At 51.3% G+C, this 14,446-nt stretch carries 14 protein-coding genes; 10 read left to right on the forward strand and 4 right to left on the reverse strand.

What is annotated here, in order from left to right; genetic code table 11:
- The coding region (locus AACS05_RS14860) for a DUF2813 domain-containing protein (protein WP_045444780.1) at nucleotides 1–881 on the reverse strand (881 nt) is incomplete at its 3' end.
- A 370-nt stretch (nucleotides 882–1,251) separates the two neighbouring features.
- Here AACS05_RS14860 and aqpZ point away from each other — a divergent pair.
- The 4 genes from aqpZ (at nucleotide 1,252) to hcr (ending at nucleotide 5,805) form a co-directional block, all read left to right on the forward strand.
- Nucleotides 1,252–1,947, forward strand: a complete 696-nt coding sequence (gene aqpZ, locus AACS05_RS14865; protein ID WP_045444783.1) for an aquaporin Z — start codon at nucleotides 1,252–1,254, stop codon at nucleotides 1,945–1,947.
- A 171-nt stretch (nucleotides 1,948–2,118) separates the two neighbouring features.
- Nucleotides 2,119–3,018, forward strand: a complete 900-nt coding sequence (locus AACS05_RS14870) for a lysine exporter LysO family protein (RefSeq protein WP_045444786.1) — start codon at nucleotides 2,119–2,121, stop codon at nucleotides 3,016–3,018.
- 155 nt (nucleotides 3,019–3,173) lie between these two features.
- Nucleotides 3,174–4,826: a hydroxylamine reductase gene (hcp, locus tag AACS05_RS14875; RefSeq protein WP_045444789.1), complete on the forward strand. Its 1,653-nt coding sequence runs from the start codon at nucleotides 3,174–3,176 to the stop codon at nucleotides 4,824–4,826.
- Between the two features lie 10 nt (nucleotides 4,827–4,836).
- Nucleotides 4,837–5,805 carry an NADH oxidoreductase gene (gene hcr / locus AACS05_RS14880; RefSeq protein WP_045444792.1) on the forward strand — a complete coding sequence of 323 codons (969 nt, stop codon included), beginning with the start codon at nucleotides 4,837–4,839 and terminating at the stop codon, nucleotides 5,803–5,805.
- A 90-nt stretch (nucleotides 5,806–5,895) separates the two neighbouring features.
- Here hcr and AACS05_RS14885 read toward each other — a convergent pair whose 3' ends face one another.
- Complete coding sequence (locus tag AACS05_RS14885; protein ID WP_045444796.1) at nucleotides 5,896–6,330, reverse strand: DoxX family protein; 435 nt, start codon at nucleotides 6,328–6,330, stop codon at nucleotides 5,896–5,898.
- A gap of 152 nt (nucleotides 6,331–6,482) precedes the next feature.
- On the opposite strand from AACS05_RS14885, the gene poxB reads away from it, so the two are divergent.
- The 4 genes from poxB to AACS05_RS14905 all read left to right on the forward strand — a co-directional run bounded on the left by poxB (nucleotide 6,483) and on the right by AACS05_RS14905 (nucleotide 11,792).
- Nucleotides 6,483–8,201 carry a ubiquinone-dependent pyruvate dehydrogenase gene (gene poxB / locus AACS05_RS14890; RefSeq protein WP_045444800.1) on the forward strand — a complete coding sequence of 573 codons (1,719 nt, stop codon included), beginning with the start codon at nucleotides 6,483–6,485 and terminating at the stop codon, nucleotides 8,199–8,201.
- Nucleotides 8,202–8,237: 36 nt separating this feature from the next.
- Nucleotides 8,238–9,239 (forward strand): low-specificity L-threonine aldolase, encoded by a 1,002-nt coding sequence (gene ltaE, locus AACS05_RS14895; RefSeq protein WP_045444803.1) that lies wholly within the window; start codon nucleotides 8,238–8,240, stop codon nucleotides 9,237–9,239.
- Nucleotides 9,240–9,249: 10 nt separating this feature from the next.
- Nucleotides 9,250–10,680 (forward strand): SDR family oxidoreductase, encoded by a 1,431-nt coding sequence (locus AACS05_RS14900; RefSeq protein ID WP_045444806.1) that lies wholly within the window; start codon nucleotides 9,250–9,252, stop codon nucleotides 10,678–10,680.
- Between the two features lie 98 nt (nucleotides 10,681–10,778).
- Nucleotides 10,779–11,792 carry an NAD-dependent epimerase/dehydratase family protein gene (locus tag AACS05_RS14905; RefSeq protein WP_045444810.1) on the forward strand — a complete coding sequence of 338 codons (1,014 nt, stop codon included), beginning with the start codon at nucleotides 10,779–10,781 and terminating at the stop codon, nucleotides 11,790–11,792.
- Here AACS05_RS14905 and AACS05_RS14910 read toward each other — a convergent pair.
- A complete protein-coding gene (locus AACS05_RS14910; protein WP_045444813.1) occupies nucleotides 11,789–12,619 on the reverse strand; it encodes an N-acetylmuramoyl-L-alanine amidase in 831 nt (276 codons plus the stop codon). The genes AACS05_RS14905 and AACS05_RS14910 overlap by 4 nt on opposite strands.
- Nucleotides 12,616–12,939 carry a heavy metal-binding domain-containing protein gene (locus AACS05_RS14915; RefSeq protein ID WP_001160725.1) on the reverse strand — a complete coding sequence of 108 codons (324 nt, stop codon included), beginning with the start codon at nucleotides 12,937–12,939 and terminating at the stop codon, nucleotides 12,616–12,618. The genes AACS05_RS14910 and AACS05_RS14915 overlap by 4 nt, the downstream gene beginning before the upstream one ends.
- A gap of 376 nt (nucleotides 12,940–13,315) precedes the next feature.
- Between AACS05_RS14915 and AACS05_RS14920 the strand changes: the two genes are divergently transcribed.
- Together AACS05_RS14920 and AACS05_RS14925 are read left to right on the forward strand one after the other, a co-directional pair.
- Complete coding sequence (locus AACS05_RS14920; RefSeq protein WP_045444819.1) at nucleotides 13,316–13,834, forward strand: ClbS/DfsB family four-helix bundle protein; 519 nt, start codon at nucleotides 13,316–13,318, stop codon at nucleotides 13,832–13,834.
- Nucleotides 13,835–13,995: 161 nt separating this feature from the next.
- Nucleotides 13,996–14,325 carry a YkgJ family cysteine cluster protein gene (locus AACS05_RS14925; RefSeq protein WP_071828981.1) on the forward strand — a complete coding sequence of 110 codons (330 nt, stop codon included), beginning with the start codon at nucleotides 13,996–13,998 and terminating at the stop codon, nucleotides 14,323–14,325.
- Nucleotides 14,326–14,446 lie beyond the last annotated feature (121 nt).

Genomic DNA, 14,446 nt, shown 5'->3' on the forward strand with positions numbered 1-14,446 from the left:
TCTTCTACCAGCAACAAAGGACGGGCATCTTTATCCAGCCTAAGTGTGCCTTTAGCCTGTAACAGGGTCGAAAAAAGCCCCAAAAGGATCACGCGGTGCGTACGTCCTCCAGGCTTATCAATCATGCGGTTAATAATGTCCAGATAACGCCAGCTACGTTGTTCGTTATTGGATCGCCGACGCATCAGACGATAACGTGACTGACTAGATCCCTGCTCAGAAAAATAGTGCTCCAGCAGTTGAACCATGGCTGAAAGCCCCTGGCGAATCTGTCCATCCGTCAAATTTTGTGGACGGTTAGCGAGTTCGCGCGCCAGAAAATCCAGTTGACGGGCGGTGACTTCAACATCGGCCATATCTGGCACCGTACCGTTGCGGATCCGCCGCATAAAACGCGCATCACGCAGACGTAGAACCGGCATCAGGCGGACGAGATGGCGGGCCTGGTCGTTAATATCGTCGATGGGTAAAGGATGGCCTGCGCCATCAAGGAAGCTGCGCAGCGTCAGGACACTACCATCATCCGCACACTCTCCTTCCAGCCGATAGAAAATACGGTGATAGTTATCCGAACATGGGGACCAGCATGCTTCCAGCGGACGGTACCGACGTACCCGATGGCGGCCCGGTTGAGATTCGCGAAACGTCAGAATAATGTGCAAATGATGTTCCCGCCCCTGGACATCACCCGGTGGGAACCAAAAGTCTTCGCGATCAAAATGGTATAAATCCGACTCAGGTGACAACAACAGGGTTAATGCATCCAGCAGGCTGGATTTACCCCACGCGTTCTCCCCAATCAGCACGTTGTTTTGCTCCAGCACCAACGACAGCCGATTAATACCACGAAACCCAACAATCTCAACGCGTTCGAGAATCATATAGCCTCCGGAAATGCTAACTTTTTCCTTCAAGTTATCAGGAGTATAACGGCAAGCAGGCACTCAGGACACCCGATATCACCCAAACCGAAACCGGGGGAACTAAAAAACATAAGAATATTCTTCTTAAAATTTACAATGAATATTATTTCAGGGCACAACAATCCGCTTAATGTAATTAAACGATACCTTATCTACATCAAATCCAAAAAGGATTGACGTCGCATTGCCTTAAATCAAATTTTTTTATTAATTTAAGTGGCGAAGGGATGATGTTTTTTTCTAAAATATACGCTCTTTAATCATCGCCCCTTTTAGCGATGAATAACCGGGTACGACAACGAACCCGGAACTTTTAATTGAGGTGGTTATGTTCAGGAAATTAGCAGCCGAATTCTTCGGTACATTCTGGCTTGTTTTTGGTGGATGTGGGAGTGCCGTGCTGGCCGCAGCATTCCCTGAGTTAGGTATTGGATTTGCCGGTGTTGCGCTGGCCTTCGGTCTCACTGTTTTGACAATGGCATTTGCCGTCGGTCATATTTCAGGCGGACATTTTAACCCAGCAGTGACATTCGGTTTATGGGCTGGTGGTCGCTTTCCGGCAAAAGACGTTATTGGTTATGTTATTGCCCAGGTCGTGGGCGGTATTGTTGCGGCAGCTGTGCTGTATCTTATTGCCAGCGGTAAAGCAGGCTTCGATGCTACAGCCAGTGGGTTTGCGTCAAACGGCTACGGTGAACATTCTCCGGGCGGCTATTCGATGCTTTCTGCTATCGTTATTGAAATCGTTCTGACCGCAGGTTTCTTACTGGTTATCCACGGTGCTACCGATAAACATGCTCCGGCAGGTTTCGCACCCATTGCTATTGGTCTTGCGTTAACGCTGATTCACCTGATCAGCATTCCGGTCACCAACACATCCGTAAACCCGGCACGTAGTACCGCCGTTGCCCTCTTCCAGGGCGGCTGGGCGCTAGAACAACTGTGGCTGTTCTGGGTCATGCCGATTATCGGTGGGGTTCTCGGTGGACTTATTTATCGCACCCTGCTGGAAAAACGCGATTAATCCCACGTAGGCCATAGTGTCAGGTGGCAGTGTCTTACCTGACCTACAGTTCACTGCAATATGTAAGCCGTGTAGGCATCAGCGCCACCCGGCTTTTTTTGTAACTTTACCTGAAAGCTTTTATTGGGTAGTGTCATTGCGCTGCTTCACATATAAAGGACCCGGTTGTTCATGTTTTCAGGACTGTTAATCATTCTGGTCCCACTTATTGTGGGTTATCTGATTCCGCTTCGGCACAGGGCTGCTTTAAAACTCATTAATCGCCTGCTGAGTTGGATCGTCTACCTTATTCTCTTCTTTATGGGCATCAGCCTGGCGTTTCTGGATAATCTCGCCAGTAATCTGTTATCCATTCTTCATTATTCTGCCGTCAGTATTACGGTCATTCTGCTATGTAACATTGCGGCGCTACTGTGGCTGGAACGTGCACTGCCCTGGCGACACAACCACCAGCAAGAAAAGTTACCTTCGCGAATTGCAATGGCACTTGAGTCGCTACAACTTTGTGGTGTCGTTGTCCTGGGTTTTCTGCTCGGGCTTACCGGGTTTTCAATGCTGCAGCACGCAACCGAAGCCAGCGAATATACGCTGATCTTTTTATTGTTCCTCGTGGGAATTCAATTGCGCAACAGCGGCATGACCTTAAAACAGATTGTGCTGAACCGCAGAGGCATGATTGTTGCCGTCGTCGTGGTTGCCAGTTCGCTGCTGGGTGGAGTCATCAATGCACTAATCCTCGGTCTACCGATGAAAACGTCACTGGCGATGGCATCGGGATTTGGCTGGTATTCCCTTTCCGGTATTTTGTTGACCGAATCGTTCGGGCCGGTTATCGGCAGCGCCGCTTTCTTTAACGATCTGGCGCGCGAACTGATTGCCATTATGTTAATTCCAGGATTAGTTGGCCGCAGTCGATCCACCGCCTTAGGACTCTGCGGTGCGACATCAATGGATTTCACCCTGCCCGTTTTACAACGTAGCGGTGGTCTGGAGATGGTTCCAGCTGCAATCGTTCACGGCTTTATTCTGAGTTTACTGGTGCCTCTGTTGATGGCATTTTTCTCCGCCTGATATACAGACAAATACCTCTCTGGCGGTAGTCAGCTACCGCCAAAATTGCGCTAAATCAATCTCCCTGCAAGTTGTATTAGAAATCCCTTTAATCCCTGCGCGCGCAGGCATAACCTTAAACATGTATATTAAATATAACTTTAAAAGGTGTGACCATGTTTTGTGTGCAATGTGAACAAACCATCCGTACTCCGGCAGGGAACGGCTGCTCTTACGCGCAGGGTATGTGCGGTAAGACAGCGGAGACCTCCGATCTGCAGGATCTGCTGATTGCTTCCCTACAAGGTCTGTCTGCATGGGCGGTTAAAGCGCGTGAATACGGCATCATCGACCATGAAGTTGATAATTTTGCTCCGCGCGCGTTCTTCTCCACGCTGACCAACGTAAACTTCGACTCCCCACGTATTGTCGGCTATGCTCGCGAAGCTATCGCCATGCGTGACGCACTGAAAGCACAATGTCTGAATATTGATGCTAACGCGACTGTCGATAACCCGATGGCTGAACTGCAACTGGTCAGCGACGATCTGGGTGACCTGCAACGTCAGGCAGCGGAATTTACCCCGAATAAAGACAAAGCGACCATTGGCGAGAACATTCTCGGCCTGCGGCTGCTTTGCCTGTACGGCCTGAAAGGTGCGGCAGCCTACATGGAACACGCACATGTTCTGGGTCAGTACGACAACGATATCTACGCTCAGTACCACAAAATCATGGCATGGCTGGGTACCTGGCCTTCCGATATGAACGCTCTGCTGGAGTGCTCTATGGAAATAGGCCAGATGAACTTCAAAGTGATGAGCATCCTGGATGCCGGTGAAACTACCAAATACGGTCACCCGACACCGACTCAGGTCAACGTGAAAGCGACCGAAGGGAAATGCATTCTGATCTCTGGTCATGACCTGAAAGATCTGTATAACCTGCTGGAGCAGACCGAAGGCACCGGCGTTAACGTCTACACCCACGGTGAAATGCTGCCAGCGCACGGTTACCCGGAGCTGCGTAAATTCAAACACCTGATCGGTAACTACGGCAGTGGCTGGCAGAACCAGCAGGTGGAATTCGCCCGCTTCCCAGGTCCAATCGTCATGACCTCTAACTGCATCATCGACCCGACCGTTGGCGCATACGACGACCGTATCTGGACTCGTAGCATCGTCGGTTGGCCGGGCGTGAGCCATCTGGAAGGCGACGACTTCGGTCCGGTTATCGCTCAGGCGCAGCAAATGGCGGGCTTCCCGTACAGCGAAATTCCACACCTGATCACCGTCGGTTTCGGTCGTCAGACGTTGCTGGGCGCAGCTGATACCCTGATCGACCTGGTGAGCCGCGAAAAACTGCGTCACATCTTCCTGGTTGGCGGCTGCGACGGCGCCCGTGGTGAACGTAACTACTTCACCGACTTCGCCACCAGCGTACCGGACGACTGCCTGATCCTGACGCTGGCCTGCGGTAAATACCGTTTCAACAAACTGGACTTCGGCGATATCGAAGGTCTGCCACGTCTGGTCGACGCCGGTCAGTGTAACGATGCTTACTCTGCCATCATCCTGGCGGTAACCCTGGCGGAAAAACTGGGCTGTGGCGTCAATGACCTGCCGCTGTCTCTGGTGCTCTCCTGGTTCGAACAGAAAGCGATTGTAATTCTGCTGACCCTGCTGTCCCTGGGTGTGAAAAACATCGTCACTGGCCCAACTGCACCTGGCTTCTTCACGCCGGATCTGCTGGCTGTACTCAACGAGAAATTCGGTCTGCGTTCTGTGACCACCGTTGAAGAAGACATGAAGCAGCTGCTGAGCGCGTAAGGAGTAGAGAATGACAATGCCAACCCATCAGTGCCCGTGGCGGATGCAGGTTCATCACATCCATCAGGAAACGCCGGATGTATGGACAATTTCGTTGCTATGCCACGACTATTACCCATATCGTGCCGGGCAGTATGCACTGGTCAGCGTACGTAACTCAGCGGATACGCTGCGTGCTTACACCCTCTCCTCAACACCGGGCGTTAGCGAATACATCACGCTGACTATTCGGCGGATTGACGACGGTGCAGGTTCTCAGTGGTTAACCCGTGACGTGAAGCGCGGCGACTACATCTGGCTGTCCGATGCCATGGGTGAATTCACCTGTGAAGATAAAGCGGAAGACAAGTTCCTGATGCTGGCTGCTGGCTGTGGTGTTACGCCAATCATGTCAATGCGTCGCTGGTTGGCAAAGTATCGTCCGCAGGCCGATGTACAGGTGATCTTTAACGTCCGTTCGCCGGAAGATGTCATTTTTGCCGACGAATGGCGTGAGTATCCGGTCACGTTAGTCGCCGAAAACAATGCTACCCATGGCTTTGTTTCCGGCCGACTGACAACCGAACTACTGAAGAGCGTACCGGACCTGACCGCACGTACCGTGATGACCTGCGGCCCGGCGCCGTACATGGATCTGGTTGAAAAAGAAGTGAAAGCGCTTGGCGTGACGCGCTTCTTTAAAGAGCAGTTCTTCACTCCGGTCGCGGAAGCCGCCACCAGCGGTCTGAAGTTCACCAAGTTACAACCGGCAAAAGAGTTTTATGCACCGGTTGGCACGACCCTTCTGGAAGCGCTGGAAAGCAACAGCGTGCCGATCGTCGCCGCATGCCGTGCGGGCGTATGCGGCTGCTGTAAAACCAAAGTCGTTGATGGTAACTACACGGTCTCCAGCACCATGACGCTGACTGACGCGGAAATTGCTGAAGGTTATGTACTGGCCTGCTCCTGCCATCCGCAAGGTGATCTGGTACTTGCATAATCATTAATAGCCGGATGACACTGAGCTTATCCGTCCTACAAGAACAACCGTAGGACGGACAAGCTGTTTATGTTGTCATCCGACTATTTTTTACCGCCAGGCCGAGTTGCCACCCAACGCATATCTCCCCGCACCTAAAAATGCCACTGCCAGCGCACCAATAAAAAAATACACCAGGCTTTCAATCGCCCATGCGCCGGTTTTGTCCAGCGACCAGGTCTCCCCCATCCCGACCATCAGCCATGCTACAACCATCGTAAACGCCAGCCCTAACGCCGCCGGACGCGTCAGAATACCGAGAATAATCAGGCAAGGAGCAACCACCTCCCCCAACAAAACACCGTAAGCGATGAAACCCGGGAATCCCTTAGCGATCAACATGCCGCTGATACCATCAATACCCGCAAAAAGCTTATGCAAGCCGTGAAACAGCATCAGTCCCCCAACGGCAAGGCGTAACAAAAACTTGCCAAAGTCTTCATGAGTCAGCATCCGATTCACTGCATTTAATAGGCTCGTAAACATTTGAATTTATTCCTTGTTTTACCATGTCTGCTCTCAAACTACGCTTTATCTATCTGAAAAGAAAGCTGCCGAAAATCAGGGGGAATGAGAAGCATAACTATTATCTTCATCTAAACTTGTAACCGGTATCACATTAAAGGAGATGGAAAACCATGAAACAAACGGTTGCTGCGTTTATTGCTAAAACCCTCGAACAAGCTGGGGTAAAACGCATTTGGGGTGTAACAGGAGACTCACTGAATGGCCTGAGTGATAGTCTGAATCGTATGGGAACGATTGACTGGATGCCAACCCGGCATGAAGAGGTTGCGGCCTTTGCCGCAGGTGCAGAAGCACAACTGACTGGTGAACTGGCGGTGTGTGCCGGTTCATGTGGGCCGGGAAACCTGCACCTGATTAACGGCCTGTTTGATTGCCACCGTAACCACGTCCCGGTGCTGGCGATTGCCGCGCATATTCCCTCCAGTGAAATCGGCAGTGGTTATTTTCAGGAGACCCACCCGCAAGAGTTGTTCCGTGAATGTAGCCACTATTGCGAGCTGGTTTCCAGCCCTGAACAGATCCCGCAGGTACTGGCAATTGCCATGCGTAAAGCGGTGTTAAACCGCGGCGTTTCCGTGGTCGTTCTACCAGGTGACGTGGCATTAAAACCGGCCCCTGAAAGCGCCAGTACACACTGGTACCACGCGCCGTTACCGGTGGTGACCCCAGCAGAAGAAGAGATTAAAAAGCTGGCGCAACTGCTACGCTATTCCAGCAATATCGCGTTGATGTGCGGCAGTGGTTGCGCTGGTGCGCATAAAGAACTGGTCGAGTTTGCTGCGAAAATCAAAGCACCGATTGTTCATGCCCTGCGCGGGAAAGAGCACATTGAATATGACAATCCGTACGATGTCGGCATGACCGGGCTAATTGGCTTTTCATCAGGTTTTCATACCATGATGAATGCCGACACGCTGATCTTACTCGGCACCCAGTTCCCCTATCGTCCCTTCTACCCAACCGACGCCAAAATTATTCAGATTGATATCAATCCGGCGAGCATTGGCGCGCACAGTAAAGTCGATATGGCGCTGGTGGGTGATATTAAATCCACACTTAGCGCCCTGCTACCGCTGGTGGAAGAAAAAACCGACCGGCAGTTTTTGGATAAAGCACTGGAACACTATCGTGATGCACGCAAAGGCCTGGATGATTTAGCCAAACCCAGCGATAAAGCCATACATCCGCAGTATCTGGCGCAACAGATCAGTCATTTCGCCGCCGACGACGCCATCTTTACCTGCGATGTCGGCACGCCTACCGTATGGGCCGCTCGCTATCTGAAAATGAACGGTAAGCGCCGTCTGCTTGGTTCGTTTAATCACGGATCCATGGCGAATGCTATGCCACAGGCGTTAGGCGCTCAGGCGACGGAACCAGGACGCCAGGTAGTCGCAATGTGCGGCGACGGTGGGTTCAGCATGCTGATGGGAGATTTTCTTTCAGTCGTGCAGATGAAACTGCCAGTGAAGATTATCGTTTTTAACAATAGCGTGCTGGGATTTGTGGCGATGGAGATGAAGGCCGGCGGCTACCTGACTGACGGTACTGAACTGCACGATACCAACTTCGCGCGCATTGCCGAAGCATGTGGGATCACCGGCATTCGCGTGGAAAAATCATCAGACGTAGATGAGGCACTACAAAGGGCAATGTCGATTGATGGCCCGGTGCTGGTTGACGTGGTTGTAGCGAAAGAAGAACTGGCAATTCCACCACAAATCAAGCTCGAACAGGCTAAAGGTTTTAGCCTGTATATGTTGCGCGCGATCATCAGCGGACGCGGTGATGAAGTGATCGAACTGGCGAAAACCAACTGGCTCAGGTAAAACAGAGGGCATTACCTCACACTACAAGGAATGCCCGTGATCGATTTACGCAGTGATACCGTTACCCGGCCGAGCCGTGCCATGCTCGAAGCAATGATGACCGCCCCGGTCGGGGACGACGTGTACGGGGACGACCCTACCGTCAATGCACTTCAACAATATGCCGCTGAGCTTTCAGGCAAAGAAGCGGCGATTTTCTTACCTACCGGCACTCAGGCAAATCTGGTTGCGCTACTCAGTCACTGCCAACGCGGTGAAGAGTACATTGCAGGCCAGGGGGCGCATAACTATTTATACGAAGCCGGTGGTGCCGCAGTGCTGGGCAGTATTCAGCCGCAGCCTATCGACGCAGCACCAGACGGCTCTCTTCCATTGGATAAAGTTGCTGCCAAAATCAAAGCAGACGATATCCATTTTGCCCGCACACGCCTGCTCAGTCTGGAAAATACCCACAACGGTAAAGTGCTGCCGCGCGAGTATTTAAAGGATGCCTGGGACTTCACCCGCGAACGAAATCTTGCGCTACACGTTGACGGCGCACGTATTTTTAACGCTGTCGTTGCCTACGGATGTGAGCTGAAAGAGATCACCCAGTATTGCGACTCGTTCACCATTTGCCTCTCCAAGGGTCTGGGAACGCCGGTCGGCTCACTGTTAGTCGGTAGCCAGGACTACATCAAACGCGCCATTCGCTGGCGTAAAATGACCGGCGGCGGGATGCGTCAGGCTGGTATTCTGGCGGCTGCCGGCCTGTACGCGCTTAAAAATAACGTTGCGCGTTTGCAGGACGATCATGACAACGCGGCCTGGATGGCAGAGCAACTACGAGAAGCTGGCGCTGACGTGATGCGTCACGACACCAATATGCTGTTTGTCCGTGTCGGTGAAGAGCATGCTGCCGCGCTGGGCGAGTATATGAAATCGAAAGACGTTCTGATTAACGCCTCGCCAATTGTACGTCTGGTAATGCATCTGGACGTCTCGCGTGAGCAACTTGCTGAAGTCGCCGCTCACTGGCGCACATTCTTAAACCGCTAAGGAGACAGGCGTGCCGCAACGGATTTTGGTACTTGGCGCCAGTGGTTACATTGGTCAGCATCTGGTTCAGGCGCTCAGCCAGCAAGGGCATCAGGTGCTGGCTGCGGCACGTCGCATTGAGCGACTGGAAAAACAGCAGCTGGCTAACGTCAGTTGCCATAAAGTCGATTTAAACTGGCCGGATAACCTGACGTCTCTTCTGGCTGGGGTCGATACTGTCTATTATCTGGTTCATGGCATGGGCGAAGGTGGCGATTTTATCGCTCATGAACGTCAGGTCGCGCTGAATGTCCGTGATGCGTTGCGTAACACCCCGGTCAAACAGCTTATTTTCCTGAGTTCATTACAGGCTCCCAAACATGAACAGTCCGATCACTTGCGCGCACGCCAGATAACGGCGGACACACTGCGAGAATCCGGTGTGCCGGTAACTGAGCTACGGGCTGGCATAATCGTGGGGGCTGGCTCAGCAGCCTTTGAGGTGATGCGCGACATGGTCTACAACCTGCCGGTGCTGACTCCCCCCCGCTGGGTACGCTCACGCACCACACCAATTGCACTGGAAAACCTGCTGCATTACCTGGTGGCATTGCTGGATCACCCAACAAGCGAACATCGTGTGCTCGAAGCCGCAGGGCCACAGGTATTAAGTTACCAGGAGCAATTCGAGCATTTTATGGCCGTCAGCGGCAAGCATCGCCTGCTTATTCCCATCCCCTTTCCTACCCGTTGGATCTCGGTCTGGTTTTTAAATGTGATTACCTCAGTTCCGCCGAACACCGCAAAAGCGCTGATACAAGGGCTGAAACACGATCTTCTGGCTGATGACACCGCGCTACGGTTGCTTATTCCGCAACAATTGATTGCGTTTGACGATGCGGTACGCAGTACGCTCAAAGAAGAAGAGAAGCTGGTCAACTCCAGCGACTGGGGTTACGACGCCCAGGCATTCGCACGCTGGCGTCCTGAATACGGCTATTTTGCCAAACAGGCCGGTTTTAGCGTCGAAACGTCTGCCAGCCGGAAAGCGCTGTGGCAAGTAGTAAACCGGCTCGGCGGTAAGGAAGGTTATTTCTTTGGCAATATATTGTGGAAAACGCGTGCAGCACTGGACCTGCTGGTAGGCCATAAGCTGGCGAAAGGTCGACCCGAACACCCGATTTTACAGGTCGGCGATACCGTTGATAGCTGGAAAGTCATTATTGTAGAGCCGGAAAAACAGCTCACCCTGCTGTTTGGAATGAAAGCTCCAGGACTTGGCCGCCTGAGCTTTACGCTGGAAGATAAAGGCGATCACCGCCGTATAGACGTTCGCGCCTGGTGGCATCCACATGGTATGCCAGGCCTCTTCTATTGGTTGCTGATGATCCCGGCTCACCTGTTCATTTTCAGGGGGATGGCGAAGCGTATCGCCAAACTTGCAGAACAAATCACAGACTAAAGACAAAAAGAGGCTGTATTCTTTCACGTTTCCCATTGCATACAGTCGTATTTCACGGAAGAATGCGCGTGAAGTTCTATTAAACACAGCGGATTGATATGAAGGTACTGGTTACCGGAGCCACCAGCGGCTTAGGCCGAAACGCGGTTGAGTTTTTACGCAACAAAGGCATCAGCGTCAGAGCCACCGGTCGCAACGAAGCGATGGGTAAGCTGCTGGAGAAAATGGGCGCAGAATTTGTGCATGCAGATTTGACCGAACTGGTCTCTTCGCAGGCAAAAGTGATGCTCGCAGGCATCGACACGCTGTGGCACTGCTCCAGTTTTACCTCGCCGTGGGGAACACAAGAAGCGTTCGATCTGGCCAACGTCCGTGCGACCCGTCGTCTGGGCGAATGGGCCGTCGCCTGGGGCGTGCGTAACTTTATTCATATCTCCTCCCCGTCGCTCTATTTTGATTATCACCACCATCGCGATATTAAAGAGGACTTCCGTCCACACCGTTTCGCCAACGAATTCGCCCGTAGTAAAGCGGCTGGTGAAGACGTTATTGCGCTGTTGGCCCAGGCCAACCCGCAGACCCGCTTTACAGTGCTTCGTCCGCAAAGCCTGTTCGGCCCTCACGATAAAGTTTTTATCCCCCGCCTGGCACACATGATGCATCACTACGGCAGCATCCTTTTGCCACACGGTGGCAGTGCGCTGGTGGATATGACCTATTATGAAAATGCGGTTCACGCAATGTGGCTGGTAAGTCAGGAAACCTGCGATAACCTGCCGTCGGGTCGTGCGTATAACATTACCAATGGTGAGCATCGTACCCTGCGCAGTATCGTGCAAAAACTTATCGACGAGCTCAATATTGATTGCCGTATTCGCTCAGTACCCTATCCGATGCTGGACATGATTGCCCGCAGCATGGAGCGTCTTGGTAACAAATCGGCTAAAGAACCTAAGCTCACTCACTACGGCGTTTCAAAGCTGAATTTTGACTTTACGCTGGATACCACTCGCGCCCAGGAAGAGTTAGGCTATCAGCCCGTTGTGACGCTGGATGAAGGAATTGAGCGTACCGCGGCCTGGCTGCGCGACCACGGTAAGCTACCGCGTTAATCCTGCCCGTATTTCTCCAGTAGCGCTTCGGCAATCGCCTGAGTTTCTGCATCCGCCACGCCGTTCCACAACGCCGGGCGGAAGTGCATCTGAAACGCCATAATCAACCGCTGCTGCTCGCGTGACGTCATTTCCGGTTTTACCTCATAGCCATAACGCGACAGCAGATCGAGTAACGATGCCGTTTCAACTAACTCATGAGGTGCGCGTCCGCCGAGATAAAACATCACGCGCTGCGCATCCGGCCATGCGCCAATCCCCTGTGCCGCCAGTTCACGCCACGGAAACAGGGGACCAGGATCGTCTTTGCGCTGCGGCGCAACATCCGCATGTGCCACCACGTTTTGTGGTTTGATGTCGTAGCGAGCAATGATTTCCTTCGCCAGAGGGATCAATGCCTGAATCTGCGCGGGCTCAAACGGGGCAAAATACTTTATGCCTGCCGATTTCTGCCAGCCACGGTTTTCCAGTTCAATACCAATCGACGTATCGTTAATACGTGTGGCGCCACGCCAGAAACTAATCCCCGCATGCCACGCCAGATCTTTCTCCGGAACCAGTTGCCAGATACGCGGCTTTCCGTGGTACAGCGGCGGTATCGCCGGGATCAGATAGTGCGAACTGACGTTTTTATCCGTCAGCGTCGCCAGAGAAGAGTCAAAATCGTCTGCCGTATAGTGGATAACCAGCACTTTTATCCGCGGATACGCCGCCTGAGCCTGACGGCGGGTATCCAGTTGATACCCGTCTTTATCAACAATACCTTTCTCACCGGCACACCCTGCCAATAGCAGGGTAAACATCAGCAGACATAACAAACGTTTCATCGGCGAGTTTTCACCGCAGTACCACTTACGCTCACCATCAACATGCTGCCGTCTTTACCTACAGTTTCGTAGTCAATATCGATACCGACGACCGCGTCCGCACCCAGCGCTTTCGCCTGTTCCCCCAGCTCCTGAAAGGCAATTTCTCGCGCTTTTCGCAACTCTTTTTCATACGCGCCGGAGCGCCCCCCGACAATATCACGAATGCCCGCAAAGAAATCACGGAAGATATTTGCGCCCAGAATAGCTTCACCAGTTACCACACCGCAGTATTCCACGATGCTCTGCCCTTCAAGCGTAGGGGTAGTCGAAAACTGCATGGTTAATCTCCTTAATGCGCTAAGCGTGCGATCTCAAAAGTATTCTCAAACCTATACACTATCATTGAAAATGATGTGATTGTATATTTTTCAAAACGACAAAAAGCACGTCCAGAAGTCGATTACCTTTCAGCAAATTATATAAATTTCAAATCAATATATTTGATTTTTTTGAGCTCGATGCTGTCTCAATAAACAATTTTCCTCCCAATAGTTTCCCTGTTTTTTTGTATTGATATCTTATGAAGAAAAAGCAAATGAGCTTATCTACCCAAGGGCCTTTCCCTGCTGTTGTAAGTGATACATAATTGACTGTTTTTCAAACACTACACCGTAGTCTTTATGGTAACTCTTCTGAAGCGAGAGGGAATTCTTTATGAGTGTGCCGCAAACCAAATCTGAACTACTTTTCGCTATTGATAAAAATTTCAGTAAATTAATGAGTTACCTTAGCGCAATCCCTCCCGAGTTAACTGCGGATAGCTCGATGGAGGGACATGCCAAAGGGACAGAAATGAGCGTTCATGACCTGGTTTCATACCTGCTCGGATGGAACGCCCTGGTTGTAAAGTGGATCACTTCTGACGCGAAAGGGATGCCCGTCGACTTTCCTGAGACGGGCTATAAATGGAATCAGCTTGGTCTTTTAGCGCAGAAATTCTACTCAGATTACAGTGAGTTGAGCTATAGCTCATTAGTAACCGAGCTTCAGGCCGTAAAAAATGAAATTGTGAAGCTTATTGATGAGCGCTCTAATGACATTTTGTATGGAAAACCATGGTACACAAAATGGACAATGGGAAGGATGATCTCCTTTAATACATCTTCACCTTATGCCAATGCTAATGGAAGATTAAGAAAATGGGCCAAAAATAAGAATATCAGCTTAAAGTAAACATCTGCGCAAAATAGCATGGATGAAAAATTATCCTGCCCCCCTATTTACAAATACCCAACTGGATGCAATATCAGTAACGTACACTTGCCCGGGTACCAAAGGCTGACATAATTTATATGTCGATTTAATTGATATGTAATGTTGTAACAGGTGAAGTAATGAGCAATCTGAACCCATGCATGACATGTGGCGCGTGTTGTGCATTTTTTCGTGTTTCTTTCTATTGGTCTGAAGGTGATGATGCTGATGGTGTAGTGCCAGCCCAATTAACCGAACAGGTATCCCCTTTCCTGCGCTGTATGACAGGCACTAACCAACCCCGCCCCCGCTGCGTTGCCCTTTGTGGAACGCCAGGACAATCTGCCCACTGTACTATTTATGAAAACAGGCCTACTACATGTAGAGAGTTTGCCATGACTGGTGAAAATGGTGGTGTGAATGAAGCGTGTAATCGTGCAAGGACATATTACGGACTCCCCCCACTTTGAACGTGGCTCCCCAGGGAGCGAGCAAAAACAATGCCTTAATCAATTATGCTATCATTGAAAAGATATGATTCATTATCGCTGTTGTAGAACGCTCATACTCTGAATCGTTCGAGCGCCGGTC

Origin of the sequence: Citrobacter sp. S-77 (assembly GCF_963864895.1) — a bacterium.
GTDB lineage: Bacteria > Pseudomonadota > Gammaproteobacteria > Enterobacterales > Enterobacteriaceae > Citrobacter > Citrobacter murliniae.

Bases quoted from the DNA above. Each gene is read 5' to 3' on its own strand.
- aqpZ (WP_045444783.1), top strand. From the start codon at position 1,252: ATGTTCAGGAAATTAGCAGCCGAATTCTTCGGTACATTCTGGCTTGTT.
- AACS05_RS14870 (WP_045444786.1), top strand. From the start codon at position 2,119: ATGTTTTCAGGACTGTTAATCATTCTGGTCCCACTTATTGTGGGTTAT.
- hcp (WP_045444789.1), top strand. From the start codon at position 3,174: ATGTTTTGTGTGCAATGTGAACAAACCATCCGTACTCCGGCAGGGAAC.
- AACS05_RS14920 (WP_045444819.1), top strand. From the start codon at position 13,316: ATGAGTGTGCCGCAAACCAAATCTGAACTACTTTTCGCTATTGATAAA.
- hcr (WP_045444792.1), top strand. From the start codon at position 4,837: ATGACAATGCCAACCCATCAGTGCCCGTGGCGGATGCAGGTTCATCAC.
- AACS05_RS14925 (WP_071828981.1), top strand. From the start codon at position 13,996: ATGAGCAATCTGAACCCATGCATGACATGTGGCGCGTGTTGTGCATTT.
- AACS05_RS14910 (WP_045444813.1), bottom strand. From the start codon at position 12,619: ATGAAACGTTTGTTATGTCTGCTGATGTTTACCCTGCTATTGGCAGGG.
- poxB (WP_045444800.1), top strand. From the start codon at position 6,483: ATGAAACAAACGGTTGCTGCGTTTATTGCTAAAACCCTCGAACAAGCT.
- AACS05_RS14915 (WP_001160725.1), bottom strand. From the start codon at position 12,939: ATGCAGTTTTCGACTACCCCTACGCTTGAAGGGCAGAGCATCGTGGAA.
- AACS05_RS14885 (WP_045444796.1), bottom strand. From the start codon at position 6,330: ATGTTTACGAGCCTATTAAATGCAGTGAATCGGATGCTGACTCATGAA.
- AACS05_RS14905 (WP_045444810.1), top strand. From the start codon at position 10,779: ATGAAGGTACTGGTTACCGGAGCCACCAGCGGCTTAGGCCGAAACGCG.